This is a genomic window from Streptomyces sp. NPDC053560 (assembly GCF_044544605.1).
Classification (GTDB): Bacteria; Actinomycetota; Actinomycetes; order Streptomycetales; family Streptomycetaceae; genus Streptomyces.
The window spans coordinates 194,975-209,699 of record NZ_JBITXI010000008.1; the positions used below are offsets into that span (position 1 = coordinate 194,975).

Sequence of the window (14,725 nt, forward strand, 5' to 3'; positions counted from 1 at the left end):
GGTTCCCCGCGCGCCGTCCGCTACACGTCGGAGCCGAGGTCCAGCTGCTCCAGCGGGTGCAGCGCAGGACCCTGCAGCACCGTGCCCTCCGTGCCGAAGCGGGACCCGTGACAGGGGCACTCCCACGCCGTCTCCGCCGCGTTGAAGGCGACCAGACAGCCCAGGTGGGTGCAGCGGGCCGACACCGCCTGCACGGTGCCCTCCTCGTCCCGGTACACCGCCGCGCGCTGCCCGCCGACGCGGACCACCGCGCCGGTGCCCGGCGGGATGTCCGCGACGGAGTCCACGTGCGTGGTGCGCAGCCGGTCGCCGATGAAGTGCTTGCCGACCTTCGCCTGGTGGCTGAGGAACGCGGGCGCCTCGCGGACCGGACCCCACAGCCGCCGCGGGTCGTACAGCCCGGCCCACGGCGGCGGGTCCCCGGTGATCAGCCCGGCGATCAGGCGGCCCGCCATCACGCCGCCGCTCAGCCCCCAGCCGCCGAAGCCGGTCGCCACGTAGGTGTGCCGGGCGCCGGGGTGGAAGGGCCCGACCAGCGGCACCGTGTCGGTGGAGTCGTTGTCCTGGGCCGCCCACCGGTAGGCGATCTCGGTGCCGGGGAAGTTCCGCACCGTCCAGTCGGCGAGCTTCTTGAACCGCTCGATGGTGTCGCCCGCGCCGGGGGTGAAGGTCTCGCCGGTGACGACGAGCAGCCGGCGGTCCTCCCCGTAGGGGGCGGTGCGCACCGAGCGCTTCCCCTCCTCCTCGGTGATGTACATCCCGCCGATGTCCCGGCCGGCCTCGATGGGCGCGGCCACCACCAGCTCCCGGCGCGGCGCCAGCCGGGTGAACAACAGTGCCCGGTCGAACACCGGGTAGTGGGTGGCGACGACCACCTCGCGGGAGGTCACCGTGGCGCCGGTCTCGGTGGTCACCCGGCACGGCGAGCCCTCGTGCAGCCCGGTGGCGCGCGTGCGCTCGTACACCGCGCCGCCGTGCCTCCGCAGATCCTGGGCGAGCGCCAGCAGGTACTTGCGGGGATGGAAGAGGATCTGGTCCTCCACCCGCACGGCACCGGCCACGTCGAACGGCAGCTCCGTCCTGGTGACGTACGAGGCGGGCAGGCCCGCCTCCCGCGCGGCCTCGGCCTCGGCGCGCAGCTGGTCGGTGCCGGCCGGGTCGCGGACGTAGGTGAAAGCGGGAAACCGTTCCAGCTCGCAGTCGATGCCCAGCTCCTGCGCGACCTCGGCGACCCGCTCGACCGCACCCTGCTGCGAGACGGCGTACTGCAGCGCGGCGCCGCTGCCGCGGGTGCGGCGCAGCCGGTCGTAGACCAGGGTGTGCAGCGACGAGAGCTTGGCCGTGGTGTAGCCGGTGACGCCGGCGGCGATCCGGTCCGCTTCGAGGACGACGACACGCCGGCCCGCTCTCGACAGCTCCCACGCCGTGCAGAGCCCCGCGATGCCGCCCCCGATCACCGTCACGTCGGCGTCGGTGTCCTCGGTCAGCGGAACGTACGACGTGGTGTCCGCGCTGGCCATCCAGTACGACTCGTCGATGCCGGGAAGGTCTGAAGTGTGGAACATGCGGGGACGGGTGCCCCTCCCGGCCGGGACCGAAGCCCGCCGGGCCGGTGATGCGCCCGTACGGAGGGGCGGGGACGGGGCGTGCGGGGCACGTGCCCGGTGTTGCGGGTTCCGCCCGGTGCCGGACGATGGAGGGGAAGCAGAGAAGGGCGGCAACATGGGCGGCGACCTGCTCGCGGCGGTGCGGACTTCGGGGCGCTACCGGACCACGGCGGAGGCCGAGCGGGCGGTCCGGGAGGTGCTGGCGGTCTTCGCGGGACAGCTCACCGGTGAGGAGCGCGTCGCGGTGCTCGGCGCCCTGCCGCCCGGGACCGCGGCGACCGTCGCGGGGGCGGTGCGGGACGAGCGGCGCCGGACCGCCAGTGCGTTCGTGGACCGGGTGGCGGCCCGCACGGAGGGCGCCACGCACGCGACCGCGCGCTGGGACGCCAGCACCGTTCTCACCGCCGTCGGCGCCCACCTGGGTGTGGAGCTGCTGGAGCGGGTGCTGACGCAACTGCCCCGCGGATACGCCCTGCTGTTCGGCCGTGCCGATCTGACCCCCACCGTCTGACGCGTCCCACCCGCACCACCCCGGCCTGCCGGTGCCGGGGAATTTCCGGCGGGAGGAGGTTTGACCCCGGCGCGGCATGGGACCCGGACGCCGGGCCATGGGGTCCATGGGATGGGAGGCGCCGGGCCGGTAACCGTCGAGCCGGCCCGGCGCGCATCTTTGTGCCGGTGCGCACCTTCTTGCGTCGAAAGTGGCCTGTTCGGCCCAATCCTTTCCGATCAGTCGAGTTGCGGCGTTACGCCCCCGAGCTACCGGGAACTCGTCCGAGGGCGCCCGGAAGGACCGGTCGCGCCGCTGGCGAAAGGTGGCAGCACTCATGGGGCACGGCGGCGGCGACGTCATCCAGGAACTGACCACCGACCACCGAGAGGTGGCGGAGCTCTTCGGACGCATCGAGGGCGCCGTACCCGGGTCGGAGGAGCGCAAGCGCCTGGCCGACGAGCTGACGATCGAGCTGGTCCGGCACTCCGTGGCCGAGGAACAGCACCTCTACCCGGCCGTGCGCAAGCACCTCCCGGACGGCGACGCGCTCGCCGACAAGGAGATCGCCGACCACGGCCGGGTCGAATCGCTGCTGAAGGAGCTGGAGAAGACCGGAGCGGGGCACCTCGACTTCAGCCATCTGATCGTCAAGCTGCGCACCGAGGTCACCGCACACCTCAGGGACGAGGAGAACCGCCTCTTCCCGCAGCTGCGGGACGCCTGCCCGCAGGAGGAGCTGGACACGCTCGGCGAGAAGATCCGCAGCGCGAAGAAGACGGCGCCCACCCGCCCGCACCCCAAGTCGCCCAGCACCCCGCCCGCCAACAAGCTGCTGGCCCCGGGTGCGGGGCTGGTCGACCGGGCGCGGGACTTCGTTACCGGGCGCGGCAAGTAGCCACGGCCCGGGGCGGCGCCCCGGCAATGACGGCGGTAGTGAGGCGGGGACGGACGAGGAGGTGGCCATGGCCCCTGAGGAGCGGGCGGCGCTCACCGAGCGCAAGAGCACGCTGCCCGGCGGCGCGGACCTGGACGTGGTGGCGCTGGAACGGGCACTGCGCGAGCGGGTCGAGGGGGAGGTGCGGTTCGATGCGGGCAGCCGGGGCGCGTACGCCACCGACGGCTCGAACTACCGGCAGGTGCCCATCGGCGTGGTCGCTCCCCGGAACGTGCGGGCGGGCGCGGCGGCGGTCGAGGTCTGCGCGGAGTTCGGCGCTCCGGTGCTCTCCCGGGGCGGCGGCACCAGCCTGGGCGGCCAGTGCACCAACACCGCGGTCGTCATCGACTGGACGAAGTACTGTCACCACCTGGTCTCGGTCGACCCCGAGCGCCGCACCTGCGTCGTCGAGCCGGGCATCGTGCTGGACGACCTCAACCGGAAGCTGGCGGAGTACGGCCTGAGGTTCGGCCCCAAGCCGTCCACGCACAGCCACTGCGCGCTCGGCGGCATGATAGGCAACAACTCCTGCGGCGCCTCGGCACAGGCGTACGGCAAGACCGCCGACAACGTGCGCCGCCTGGAAGTGCTCACCTACGACGGCACCCGGATGTGGGCCGGAGCCACCACCGACGCCGAGTTCGAGGAGACCGTCGCCGCCGGCGGCCGCAAAGGAGAGCTGTACCAGGGGCTGCGCCGCATCGCCGACCGCTACATGGCCGACATCCGGCGCGGCTATCCGCGCATCCCGCGCCGGGTCTCCGGCTACAACCTCGACGCGCTGCTGCCGGAGAACGAGTTCCACCTCGCCCGTGCGCTGACCGGCAGCGAAGGCACCCTGGTCACCGTCCTGCACGCGGAGCTGGAGCTGGTACCGGTACCGGCCGCCGAGGCGATCCTGATCCTCGGGTACGACGACATCTGCGCCGCGGCCGACGACGTGCCCCGGCTGCTGAGGCACTGCCGCCCCACCCAGCTGGAGGCGCTGGACGGGCGGATGGCCCAGCTGATGCGCGAGGAGCACGCCTTCCTCGACTCACTCGAACGGTTCCCCGAGGGCGAGAGCTGGCTGCTGCTGCAGTTCAGCGGCGACAATCAGGAGGACGTCGACGGGCAGGCCTGCGACCTGCTGCACGCCATCAACCGTGGCGAGGGCGACCCGGACGTGGCGTTCTCCGACGACCCCGTGCGCGAGCAGATGATGCTCAAGGCCCGCGAGGCCGGGCTCGGCGTGACCGCGCGGCCCCCGGACGGCCGGGAGACGTGGGAGGGCTGGGAGGACTCCGCCGTACCGCCGGACAGGCTCGGCGACTATCTCCGCGACCTCAAGCAGCTGTTCGCGGAGTTCGACTACGGCCACCCCTCCCTCTACGGGCACTTCGGCCAGGGCTGTGTGCACACGCGCATCCCCTTCGAGCTGAGGACCGCCGACGGTGTCGCCGCCTTCCGGGAGTTCCTGCACCGCGCCGCCGACCTGGTCGCCTCCTACGGCGGCTCGCTCTCCGGCGAGCACGGCGACGGGCAGGCCCGCGGCGAGCTGCTGCCGAAGATGTTCGGCGAGCGGCTGGTCACCGCCTTCGGCGAGCTCAAGGCGCTGTTCGACCCGGACGACCGGATGAACCCCGGCAAGGTCGTCGCACCGTACCGGGCGGACGATAACCTGCGGCTCGGTGCGGACTGGCGCCCCGAGAGCCACACCACGCACTTCGGCTATCCGGAGGACGACCACTCCTTCACCCGCGCGGTGATGCGCTGTGTCGGAATCGGCAACTGCCGTACCCAGTCCGGCGGCGTGATGTGCCCCTCGTACCGGGCGACCGGCGAGGAGGAGCACTCGACCCGCGGCCGGTCCCGGCTGCTGTTCGAAATGCTCGGCGGGCACCATGACTCGCCGGTCACCGACGGCTGGCGCTCGACCGAGGTCAAGGACGCCCTCGACCTCTGTCTGGCCTGCAAGGGCTGCAAGTCCGACTGCCCGGTCGGCGTCGACATGGCCACGTACAAGGCCGAGTTCCTCGCCCACCACTACGAAGGACGGCTGCGGCCGGCGGCGCACTACTCCATGGGCTGGCTGCCGCTGTGGGCCCGGCTCTCCCGCGCGGCCCCGCGGCTGGTCAACGCCGCACTCGGCGCACCCGGCCTCGGCCGGCTCGGCAAGGCCGCGGCCGGTGTCGCGGGGGAGCGCGCCGCGCCGGTCTTCGCCGAGGAGTCGTTCGTGCAGTGGTGGCGGGCGCGCAACACACCGGAGCCCGACCCCGCCGACCCGCGCACCGTCCTCCTCTGGCCGGACACCTTCAGCACGTACTTCCACCCGGGCATCGCCAAGTCCGCGGTGCGCGTGCTGGAGGACGCGGGCTTCCGCGTCGCCGTGCCCACCCGGGCCGTGTGCTGCGGGCTGACCTGGATCTCCACCGGGCAGCTGCGCACCGCCAAGCACGTCCTCGGCCGCACCCTGGAGGTCCTGCGGCCCTGGCTGGCGGCCGGTACACCGGTCATCGGACTGGAACCGTCCTGCGCGGCCGTCTTCCGCGCCGACGCGCCCGAACTGCTGCCGGAGAACGAGGACGTCCGGCGGCTCGCCGGGCAGTTCCGCACCTTCGCGGAGCAGCTGCTCAACCACGCGCCCGGCGACTGGCGGCCGCCCCGGCTGGCCCGCAACGCCACCGTGCAGACCCACTGTCACCAGCACGCCGTCCTCAAGGACGACGCCGACCGTGAGCTGATGCGCCGGGCGGGCATCCAGGCCGAGGTGCTGGACGAGGGCTGCTGCGGACTGGCCGGCAACTTCGGCTTCGAGCGCGGCCACCACGACCTGTCGATGAAGGTCGGTGAGCTGGGCGTGCTGCCCGCCGTCCGGGACGCGGCACCCAGCGACATCGTTCTCGCCGACGGGTTCAGCTGCCGTACCCAGATCGAGCAGGGCGGTACGGGGCGGCGCGCGCTGCACCTCGCCGAGGCCCTCGCACTCGGCCTCGACGGGCCGCTGCCCGCCACCCGGCCCGAAGCACTCGCCCAGCGGCCCGCCGTCAGCACCCGCGACGGCCGGCTGCTCACCGCGGGCGCGCTGGCCGCCGTCGGCGCCGCGGCCGCCGTCGCCCTCCGGTCGGCCCGCCGCCCGCACCGCACGTCACCCATCGGAAAGTGAGAGGTAAGCCAAGTGTCGATCAAGGTGTCCGACTACATCCTGCAGCGGCTGCGCGAGTGGGACGTCGACCACGTCTTCAGCTACGCGGGTGACGGCATCAACGGCCTGCTGGCCGCCTGGGGGAGGGCCGACAACAAGCCGGAGTTCATCCAGGCACGGCACGAGGAGATGGCCGCGTTCGAAGCCGTGGGGTACGCCAAGTTCTCCGGCCGGGTCGGCGTCTGCGCCGCTACCTCCGGGCCCGGCGCCATCCACCTGCTCAACGGTCTCTACGACGCCAAGCTCGACCACGTGCCCGTCGTCGCCCTCGTCGGCCAGACCAACCGCAGCGCCATGGGCGGCTCCTATCAGCAGGAGGTCGACCTCGCGAGCTTGTACAAGGACGTCGCCTCCGACTTCTGCGAGACGGTGACCGTCCCCGAGCAGCTGCCCAACGTCATCGACCGGGCCATGCGCACCGCCATCGCCCGGCGCACCGTCACCGCGGTCATCATCCCCGCCGACGTGCAGGAGCTGGACTACACCCCGCCGAAGCACGCGTTCAAGATGGTGCCCTCCAGCCTGGGCATGGCCGACTACGCGCCGCTGCCCGCCAAGCCCGCGATCGCCGACGCCGCCAAGGTCATCAACGAGGGCGAGAAGGTCGCGATCCTCATCGGGCAGGGCGCACGCGGCGCCCGCGCCGAGGTCGAGGAGCTGGCCGACGTCACCGGCGCCGGCGTCGCCAAGGCGCTGCTGGGCAAGGACGCGCTGCCGGACGACCTGCCGTACGTCACCGGCGCCATCGGCCTGCTCGGCACCCGGCCGTCCTACGAGCTGATGATGGAGTGCGACACCCTCGTCGTCATCGGATCCAGCTTCCCCTACACCCAGTTCATGCCCGAACTGGACCAGGCACGCGCCGTCCAGATCGACATCGACCCGCACATGGTCGGCATGCGCTACCCCTTCGAGGTCAACCTCGTGGGCGACGCCAAGGAGACCCTGCGGGCGCTGCTGCCGCAGCTGAAGCGGAAGAAGCACGGCGACTGGCGCAAGAAGATCGAGAAGAACACGAAGCGCTGGTGGGAGGTCATGCAGCGGCGCGCCGCCGTGGACGCGGACCCGGTCAACCCCGAGTACGTCGTGCACGCGCTGGACCAGCTGCTGCCCAACGATGTGATCCTCGCCGCGGACTCCGGCTCCGCCGCCAACTGGTACGCGCGCCATCTGCGGATGCGCGGCGCCATGCGCGGCTCGCTGTCCGGCACCCTGGCGACCATGGGACCGGGCGTGCCGTACGTCATCGGTGCCAAGTTCGCGCACCCCGACCGTCCCACGCTGGCCCTCGTCGGCGACGGCGCGATGCAGATGAACGGCATGGCCGAACTGATCACCGCGGCCAAGTACTGGCAGCGGTGGTCCGACCCGCGGCTCATCGTCGCCGTCCTGAACAACCAGGACCTCAACCAGGTCACCTGGGAGATGCGCGCGATGTCCGGCGCCCCGCAGTTCGAGCCCTCGCAGCACATCCCGGACGTGCCGTACGCCGACTTCGCACGCTCCATCGGGCTCGGCGGCGTACGCGTCGAGAAGCCCGGCGACGTGGAGTCGGCGTGGCGCCAGGCCCTCTCCGCCGACCGCCCGTTCGTCATCGACTTCCGCACCGACCCGGCCGTCCCGCCGATCCCGCCGCACGCGAGCTTCGACCAGATCGAGGCCGCCGCGACCGCCGTCCTCAAGGGCGACAGCGACCGCGCCGACGTGATCAAGCAGGGCCTCAAGGCCAAGGTGCAGGAGATGCTGCCCGGCAAGCGGCACCGCGAGGACCGGCCCGGCGCCGAGGGCGGCCGGAACGAGTGAGCACCGCTGAGCACGGAGGGGGAGCCGAGCCCCCGGTGGCGTCGGTCGGGACGGCGGTCCACACCGTCCCGACCGACGCCCCGGAGGGCGACGGGACCCTCACCCGGGACGCCACGACGCTGGTCCTGGTCACCGTGCGGTCCGGCGCCACCACCGGCTTCGGCTGGACCTACGGTGCGCCCGCCACCGCACAGGTCGTCACCGGTCAGCCGGCGGAGTGGTGAACGGCCGGTGCGCCCTCGACGTGCCGGGCGCCGGCGAAGCGATGAACCGGGCCGTCCGCAACGCCGGCCGGCCGCCGGCGGCGGCGGAGGGCGCCTTCGTGCTCTGCGGATTCACCACGGCGCCGGCGGAACACCAGCAGGGCAGGGCAGTTGAGGCGTACCGCTGGTTCGAGCGGAACCGCGCGGCATGCGGCGCTGCGGGGCTGTACGCCGAGGAGTACGACATCACGCAGCGTCAGTTGCGGGGCAACCTCCCGCAGTCCTTCGTGCACGCCATGATGCTGGAGTGCGCCGCCCGGCGCCGACGGCGTGCCCGAACGGCCCCCCTCCTCTCGCGGACCGCGGAGGTGAGAGGTGGAGTGGAACGTGCCACCGGTCCGCACTCCCGGTGGGCCGAGGCCGAACACGAGGAGACGTGACATGCCGCAAGGTGCCAGCAAGAAGCGCGAGCGACAGTACGAGCACATCAAGGAGGGCGCGCAGAAGCGCGGCACCTCCACCGGCCGGGCGAAGGAGATCGCCGCGCGCACGGTCAACAAGGAGCGGGCCCGCACCGGCGAGTCGAAGACCGCGAGCAAGACCTCCACCCGGGACCGCAAGTCCGCACCGCAGCGCGGCGGCGAGCGGTCGGGCAACCGCATGGGCCCGCAGGGACCGACCAAGGACCAGCTCTACGCCGAGGCCAAGAAGAAGAACATCGACGGCCGGTCCTCGATGAACAAGGACGAGCTGGCCAAGGCGCTCGGCCGCTGACCTGCCGCCCCCCCCGGGCCGGAGCCGCGCTACGAGCGGTCGACCGTGATCGACCCGTTGCTCGTCGTCAGGTCGAGCCGGTACCGGCCGTCCGGGTCGTCGGACACCTTGATGCGCTTGTCGCCATTGCTGGTCCGCGCGGACACGTCGTACCGCGCGGCCGGCACGGTGAGCGTGATGGCGCCGTTGGAGGTCTCCGCCCGCACGTCCTGCGGACGCCCCGGCGCCAGGTCGATCCCGCCGTTGGTGGTCCGCGCCGTGACGGGACCGCCGATCGGTCCGCGCCCGTGGATCCGGCCGTTGCTGGTCCGTACGTCGGCCCGGCCGCTGACGCCGTCCAGTTCGATCGCGCCGTCGCTGGTGCCGACGTCCACTTTCCCCACCCGGCTCAGCCGGATCGCACCGGCCGTGGTCCCACCCGACACGGGCAGGCCGGCCGGCAGCTCGACCGTGTAGTTCACGGAGCAGTCCCTGCCACAGCCGCCCAGCACCAGGACGCCGTCCTCGACGCGATGGCTCGCGCCCTCCGGCCGGTCGCCGTGGTAGGTCACCGCGCGATGCACGGACACCTCCGTGGCGCCGTCCCTGCCTCGCAGTTCGACGCCGCCCGCGCGCGAGTCCAGCCGTACCGAGGTGACCTTCTGCGACACGGTGGCGTCGTCCTTGAACGTCCGCCCCGACACGGCGTCGCACGCGACGAGCGCGCCTGTTCCCAGTCCGGCCGCCAGCGTGACCGAGACGAGCCGACGCATTCGCCGCTGCATGAATTCCCCCTGCCGGATCGTCTGTTACGCGGCCCGGAACCCCCGTGCCCCGGGCCGACGCCGCACGATCCTACGGCGCTCCCGTACGCCGGGACCATCGGGAAAACCCCCGTATCAGCCTTACGGGCCACCCCCGGCCCGTCCCGCCGGCGCCGCGTCCCGGTCGTGCGCGAGCCGCCCCGCGACGTACGTGGCGCGCACCGCGCGGTCGTCCCCCATCGCCGCGAGCACGAGCAGCAGCTCCTCGATGTCCTCCGCGCGCGCGGTGCGCCGGGCGAGCAGCGGCGTGGCCCGCGGGTCGAGCACCGCGAAGTCCGCCTCCTGGCCGGGTGCGAGGGAGCCGACGGTGTCCGCCAGGCCGAGCGCGGCGGCGCCGCCCCGGGTGGCGAGGTGGTACGCCTGCGCGGTGTCGATCGGGGCGCCGCACACCGCGGCGACCCGGTACGCGTCGTAGACCGTGGACAGCATCGAGAAGGTGGGGCCCGCGCCGACGTCGGTACCGAGGCCGACGGTCACCGGAAGCGGGCCGCCGGCGGTCTCGCGCGCCGGGAACAGGCCGCTGCCCAGTGCGAGGTTGGAGCCGGGACAGTGCGCGAGGGCGGTGCCGGTGGCGGCGCAGCGGTCGCGTTCGGCGGGGGAGAGGTGCACGCCGTGCGCGAGCACCGCGCCCGGCCCGAGCAGCCCGTAGTGGTCGTAGATGTCGAGATAGCCGGCCCGGCCGGGGAACAGGGAGCGGGCCCGGGCGACTTCGTCCGGGGTCTCCGACACATGGGTGTGCAGGAGCGTGCCGGGGTGTTCGTGCCACAGCGCGGCGGCCGCTTCGAGTTGTGCCGGGGTGCTGCTGGGCGCGAAACGGGGGGTGATGGCGTACTGGGCGCGCCCCTTGCCGTGCCAGCGGTCGAGGAGCGCCTTGGACTCCGCGTAACCGCTGTCCGCCGTGTCGAGCAGCGCTTCGGGCGCGTTGCGGTCCATGAGCACCTTGCCGCAGGCGATGCGGAGGTTCCGCCGGGCGGCCTCAGCGAACAGGGCGTCGGCGGAGCCGGGGTGGACGGAGCCGAAGACCAGGGCGGTGGTGGTGCCGTTGCGCAGCAGCTGGTCGCAGAGGACGGCGGCGGCCTCGCGGGCGTACCCGGAGTCCGCGAACCGCTCCTCCTCGGGGAACGCGCGCCGCTCCAGCCACTCCGTCAGGTCGGCGCCGAACGCGGTCATGACGTCGGTCTGCACACCGTGCACGTGGGCGTCGACGAAACCGGGGACGATGACCTGGTCCGGGTAGTGCACGGGGGTGACGCCCGCGGGCAGCCGGTGGCGGAGCGCGGCGTGCTCGCCCGCCGCGGTGACGCGGCCGTCGGCGCAGATCAGCAGCCCGTCGGACGCGTACCGCAGCGCCTCGCCGGACCCGGTGCGGAACGGGTCGGCCGGGAAACGGACGAGCGGGCCGCGTACGGCGGTAACGGCCGGGCCGTTGCCGGCTCCGGCGTCGTCGGTGGCGGGCATGGCGGCGCACCTCCGGGGTCGGGGCGGGCCGGGCCGTGCGTCAGGGGGCGCCCGGGGCGGTCCAGCCCAGGGGGAACGGGTCGGGGCCGGCGGCCGGGGGCGTGGGTTCGCCGGCGGCGGTGGCGAAGGCGGTCAGCGCCGACACCAGTTCGGCGCGGTGCGCGGCCGGCATCCGCCCGACGATCTCCGCGATCTCGGCGTGCCGCCGCGCCGTGACTTCTTCGACGATGCGCCGGCCCGCTTCGGTCAGCTGCAGAATCGTTTCTCGACGGCTGCGGGGATTGACCTCGCGCCGCACGAAACCGGCCGCGATCAGCCGGTCGATCATGCGCAGCGCGGTGGAGGGGTTGACCCCCAGCAGCTCCGCGACGGTCACCAGCTTGGCGCCCCCGTGCGCGGACAGCACGGCCAGCAGCCGGAACTGCGGCAGCGTGACGGTCTCCCCGATGGCGGCCAGCGAGCGCGCCGAGACGGCCACCAGCACCTGGGACGCGGTGAGCACCGCTCGTGTCACCGCGTCCACGTCGTCGTGTGCCTGCCCGGCGCCCTCGGTCATGCCCCCTTTCTACCCTGTCAGCGCAGCGGCGGGGACTTGTCGTCGGTCACGTTCTCGTCGTCCACGACATGCATCGCGGCCTCCTCGGCGCCCGCCGCGCCGCCGTCGATGCCCACGTCCCGGGCGACGACGTCGTTGGCGTTGCGGCCGCGGTCCGGATAGCCCTGGTCGCCGCCGACGATCCGCCCGGCGCGGTCCTCGCCGACCTGGTCGTCGATCGGCTCGCCGTCCGTGTCCAGCGCGTCACCGATGCCGTCGCCGTCGGGCGGGGTCACGTCCGGCACCTCCTCGGCCAGCCGCTCGTCCAGGCTCTCGCCCGCGCGCTGCTCGTTCGCCGTGGTGCCCTTCTTGTTCACCCCGAGGGGCTTCTCGGGCGGGGAGTACCCCTGGTCCAGCTGCTCGTCGGCGTCCGGCTCGTCGAGGGCGTCCTGCATGTCGAGGTCGTCGGGCTCGGCCGGCCCCTCGTCGGCTGCCGGCTGGTAGACCTCGTCACCCATCGCCTCGTCGGACATGGCCGCTCTCCTCTCCTGGACTGCCGTTCCGCGGGGTCGCGCCGGTGCGTACTCCGGTGTGCTCTCCCGGCCGGTGCGGAACGGGTGCCCGTTCCTGTCTCCGTGCACCCCACCCTGCGAAACCGTCACATATCGCGCAAACGCAACGTCGTGCGGTGGGCGAGTACCCGTGTGCCGCCGGCTCACCGCCCGCTGTGGGAATCCGCACCCACTCGGCGGATCCCCGGAGCGCTGCCGGGTCGTACGCGTACCCGCCCCTCCGAGGTGCGTCACCGCGTCACCGGGCGTGCGTCACCGGACCGTGAGGACCAGCTTTCCGGTCGTGCGCCCGGTCTCGCCGGCCGTGTGGGCCGCGGCGGCGTCCGCGAGCGGGAAGGTCCGGTCGACGTGGACCCGCAGCGCGCCCTCCTCGACGAGGTCGGCGACCGCCCGCATGCTCGCGTGGTCGGCCTCGACCATCATCGCCTTGAGGCCGACCCCGATTTCGGCGGCCTTCGCCGCGTCCTCGGGGGTGCCGCCACTGAGGATCGACACGAGGGTGCCGCCCTTGCGCAGGACGTCGAGGGACCGGGTGAGGGTCTCGCCGGCGAGGGTGTCCAGCACGACGTCGACCTCGCCGGCGGCCTCGGCGAAGTCCGTGCCGCGGTAGTCGATCAGCTCGTCGGCGCCCAGCCCGCGCAGGAACTCGTGCTTGCCCGCGCTCGCCGTGCCGATCACGTACGCGCCGCGTGCCTTGGCGATCTGTACGGCGAGATGGCCCACCCCGCCCGCGGCCGCGTGGATCAGTACGCGCTGCCCCGGCCGGACGTCGGCGGTGTCGACCAGTGCCTGGTAGGCGGTGAGTGCGGCCAGCGGCAGCGCTCCGGCCCGGACGTGGTCGAGGCCCGCGGGCTTGCGGACGAACGCCCGCGCGGGCCCGGTGACGTACTCGGCGTGGGTACCGACGCCGTGCGGGTAGGGCACCATGCCGAAGACCTCGTCGCCGGGCTCGAACAGGGTGACGCCGAAGCCGACCGCCGTCACGACCCCGGAAACGTCCCAGCCGAGGACCAGGGGCAGCCGGTGGACGAACCGCCCGCCCGCACGGTGCTTCCAGTCGGTGGGGTTGACGCCGGCCGCGTGGACGGCGATGAGGACCTGGCCCGGACCGGGCTCCGGCCGCGGGAGTTCGGTTTCCTTCAGCACCTCGGGACCGCCGTGCACGTCCTGGCTGATGGCTCGCATGGTGAGTTCGTTCATGCCCCCAGCCTCGCGAGGCCGGGGCAGCGGGACAATGGCATGAATGCCAACAACCGCTAGGATCGTGCCATGTCCGTGCATCGAGTCGTGATCCTGGCCCTCGACGGGGTCTTCCCCTTCGAACTCGGCATCCCGAGCCGCATCTTCGGTGCGGCGGACGGCCGCTACGAAGTGCTGACCTGCACCCCCGACGGCCGTCCGGTGCAGGGCGAGTCGGGAATCACGATCGCCTCCGAACACGGCCCGGAGATCCTGGCCACGGCCGACACCGTGGTGGTCCCCTCCATCGCGCCGTCCCGGGTCACCGAACGGCTCCCGGAGCCGGTGGCCGCCGCGCTCGCGACGGTCCGGCCCGGCACCCGTACCGTCTCCATCTGCACCGGCGCCTTCGTACTGGCCGCCGCCGGGCTGCTCGACGGGCGCGCCGCCACCACGCACTGGGAGCTCGCGGATCTCTTCCGGCGGTGGTTCCCGCGGGTCGCGCTCGACCCCGACGTGCTCTTCGTCGATGACGGCGACGTGCTGACCTCGGCCGGAGCGGCGTCCGGCCTCGACGTCTGCCTGCACATCCTGCGCAACGACCACGGCAGCGAGCTCGCCAACCACGTGGCGCGGCGCTGCGTGGTGCCGCCCTTCCGCGACGGCGGTCAGGCGCAGTACATCGAGGAGCCGGTGCCCCGGCCCACCGCGACCGGCACGGCCGCCACGCAGAGCTGGGCCCTGGAGAACCTCCACCGGCCGCTGACGCTGGCCGACCTCGCCGGTCACGCCCGGATGAGCCTGCGCACCTTCGCCCGCCGGTTCCGGGAGGAGACCGGTGTGAGCCCCGGCCGCTGGCTCACCCAGCAGCGGGTGCTGCGCGCCCGCCGCCTCCTGGAGACCAGCGACCTGCCGGTGGACCGGATCGCGGGGCAGGTGGGCTTCGCCACCGGCGCGTCGCTGCGCCAGCATCTGCATGCGGCCATCGGCGTCTCGCCGGCGGCGTACCGGAGCACGTTCCAGCGGGCCCGGGGGGGGGGGGGGGGGGGGGGGGGCGGGGGGGCGGGGGGGGGGGGGGGGGGGCGCGCGGCCCCCCCCCCGGCCGGCGGATTCAAGGTACGGGTACGGCTGCCGCTGCAGACCGCACGCACGGGGGAGACAACATGACGATCAAGGTGCT

At 73.3% G+C, this 14,725-nt stretch carries 13 protein-coding genes and 1 pseudogene; 8 read left to right on the forward strand and 6 right to left on the reverse strand.

Annotated elements, in window-relative coordinates; genetic code table 11:
- Window positions 1-20: 20 nt before the first annotated feature.
- Window positions 21-1,565, reverse strand: coding sequence for an FAD-dependent oxidoreductase (locus ACIGQF_RS20645; protein WP_399712011.1), 1,545 nt, complete (start codon window positions 1,563-1,565; stop codon window positions 21-23).
- A gap of 118 nt (window positions 1,566-1,683) precedes the next feature.
- On the opposite strand from ACIGQF_RS20645, the gene ACIGQF_RS20650 reads away from it, so the two are divergent.
- From ACIGQF_RS20650 to ACIGQF_RS20680, 7 genes and pseudogenes are all read left to right on the forward strand, one after another.
- On the forward strand, window positions 1,684-2,118 hold the full coding sequence (locus ACIGQF_RS20650; protein ID WP_399712013.1) for a DUF2267 domain-containing protein: 435 nt from the start codon (window positions 1,684-1,686) through the stop codon (window positions 2,116-2,118).
- 316 nt (window positions 2,119-2,434) lie between these two features.
- Window positions 2,435-2,995: a hemerythrin domain-containing protein gene (locus tag ACIGQF_RS20655; RefSeq protein WP_399712015.1), complete on the forward strand. Its 561-nt coding sequence runs from the start codon at window positions 2,435-2,437 to the stop codon at window positions 2,993-2,995.
- Between the two features lie 67 nt (window positions 2,996-3,062).
- Window positions 3,063-6,179 carry an FAD-binding and (Fe-S)-binding domain-containing protein gene (locus tag ACIGQF_RS20660; protein ID WP_399712017.1) on the forward strand — a complete coding sequence of 1,039 codons (3,117 nt, stop codon included), beginning with the start codon at window positions 3,063-3,065 and terminating at the stop codon, window positions 6,177-6,179.
- Between the two features lie 18 nt (window positions 6,180-6,197).
- Window positions 6,198-8,021: a thiamine pyrophosphate-requiring protein gene (locus ACIGQF_RS20665; RefSeq protein WP_399712609.1), complete on the forward strand. Its 1,824-nt coding sequence runs from the start codon at window positions 6,198-6,200 to the stop codon at window positions 8,019-8,021.
- A 35-nt stretch (window positions 8,022-8,056) separates the two neighbouring features.
- Window positions 8,057-8,245 (forward strand): hypothetical protein, encoded by a 189-nt coding sequence (locus tag ACIGQF_RS20670; protein WP_399712020.1) that lies wholly within the window; start codon window positions 8,057-8,059, stop codon window positions 8,243-8,245.
- 68 nt (window positions 8,246-8,313) lie between these two features.
- Window positions 8,314-8,544 (forward strand): annotated as a pseudogene (locus ACIGQF_RS20675) (glycoside hydrolase family 15 protein); the annotation flags it as partial.
- 121 nt (window positions 8,545-8,665) lie between these two features.
- Entirely contained in the window at window positions 8,666-8,998 is a 333-nt protein-coding gene (locus ACIGQF_RS20680; protein WP_399712022.1) for a plasmid stabilization protein, read from the forward strand.
- 29 nt (window positions 8,999-9,027) lie between these two features.
- Here the strand turns inward: ACIGQF_RS20680 and ACIGQF_RS20685 are convergent, their stop codons facing one another.
- The 5 genes from ACIGQF_RS20685 to ACIGQF_RS20705 all read right to left on the reverse strand — a co-directional run bounded on the left by ACIGQF_RS20685 (window position 9,028) and on the right by ACIGQF_RS20705 (window position 13,551).
- Window positions 9,028-9,762: a DUF4097 family beta strand repeat-containing protein gene (locus ACIGQF_RS20685; protein ID WP_399712023.1), complete on the reverse strand. Its 735-nt coding sequence runs from the start codon at window positions 9,760-9,762 to the stop codon at window positions 9,028-9,030.
- Between the two features lie 120 nt (window positions 9,763-9,882).
- A complete protein-coding gene (guaD, locus tag ACIGQF_RS20690) occupies window positions 9,883-11,259 on the reverse strand; it encodes a guanine deaminase (protein ID WP_399712025.1) in 1,377 nt (458 codons plus the stop codon).
- A 40-nt stretch (window positions 11,260-11,299) separates the two neighbouring features.
- Window positions 11,300-11,815 (reverse strand): MarR family winged helix-turn-helix transcriptional regulator, encoded by a 516-nt coding sequence (locus ACIGQF_RS20695; protein WP_399712027.1) that lies wholly within the window; start codon window positions 11,813-11,815, stop codon window positions 11,300-11,302.
- Window positions 11,816-11,832: 17 nt separating this feature from the next.
- Entirely contained in the window at window positions 11,833-12,327 is a 495-nt protein-coding gene (locus tag ACIGQF_RS20700) for a DUF5709 domain-containing protein (protein ID WP_399712029.1), read from the reverse strand.
- A gap of 291 nt (window positions 12,328-12,618) precedes the next feature.
- The gene (locus ACIGQF_RS20705; protein WP_399712612.1) at window positions 12,619-13,551 is read right to left on the reverse strand and encodes an NADP-dependent oxidoreductase; all 933 of its coding nucleotides are present in this window, start codon (window positions 13,549-13,551) and stop codon (window positions 12,619-12,621) included.
- 84 nt (window positions 13,552-13,635) lie between these two features.
- Here ACIGQF_RS20705 and ACIGQF_RS20710 point away from each other — a divergent pair, with 84 nt between their 5' ends.
- Window positions 13,636-14,712 (forward strand): GlxA family transcriptional regulator, encoded by a 1,077-nt coding sequence (locus ACIGQF_RS20710; RefSeq protein ID WP_399712032.1) that lies wholly within the window; start codon window positions 13,636-13,638, stop codon window positions 14,710-14,712.
- Window positions 14,713-14,725 lie beyond the last annotated feature (13 nt).

Coding starts and splice junctions, on each gene's coding strand:
- guaD (WP_399712025.1), bottom strand. CDS start 11,259: ATGCCCGCCACCGACGACGCCGGAGCCGGCAACGGCCCGGCCGTTACC.
- ACIGQF_RS20695 (WP_399712027.1), bottom strand. CDS start 11,815: ATGACCGAGGGCGCCGGGCAGGCACACGACGACGTGGACGCGGTGACA.
- ACIGQF_RS20685 (WP_399712023.1), bottom strand. CDS start 9,762: ATGCAGCGGCGAATGCGTCGGCTCGTCTCGGTCACGCTGGCGGCCGGA.
- ACIGQF_RS20700 (WP_399712029.1), bottom strand. CDS start 12,327: ATGTCCGACGAGGCGATGGGTGACGAGGTCTACCAGCCGGCAGCCGAC.
- ACIGQF_RS20660 (WP_399712017.1), top strand. CDS start 3,063: ATGGCCCCTGAGGAGCGGGCGGCGCTCACCGAGCGCAAGAGCACGCTG.
- ACIGQF_RS20705 (WP_399712612.1), bottom strand. CDS start 13,551: ATGCGAGCCATCAGCCAGGACGTGCACGGCGGTCCCGAGGTGCTGAAG.
- ACIGQF_RS20655 (WP_399712015.1), top strand. CDS start 2,435: ATGGGGCACGGCGGCGGCGACGTCATCCAGGAACTGACCACCGACCAC.
- ACIGQF_RS20645 (WP_399712011.1), bottom strand. CDS start 1,565: ATGTTCCACACTTCAGACCTTCCCGGCATCGACGAGTCGTACTGGATG.
- ACIGQF_RS20710 (WP_399712032.1), top strand. CDS start 13,636: ATGTCCGTGCATCGAGTCGTGATCCTGGCCCTCGACGGGGTCTTCCCC.
- ACIGQF_RS20680 (WP_399712022.1), top strand. CDS start 8,666: ATGCCGCAAGGTGCCAGCAAGAAGCGCGAGCGACAGTACGAGCACATC.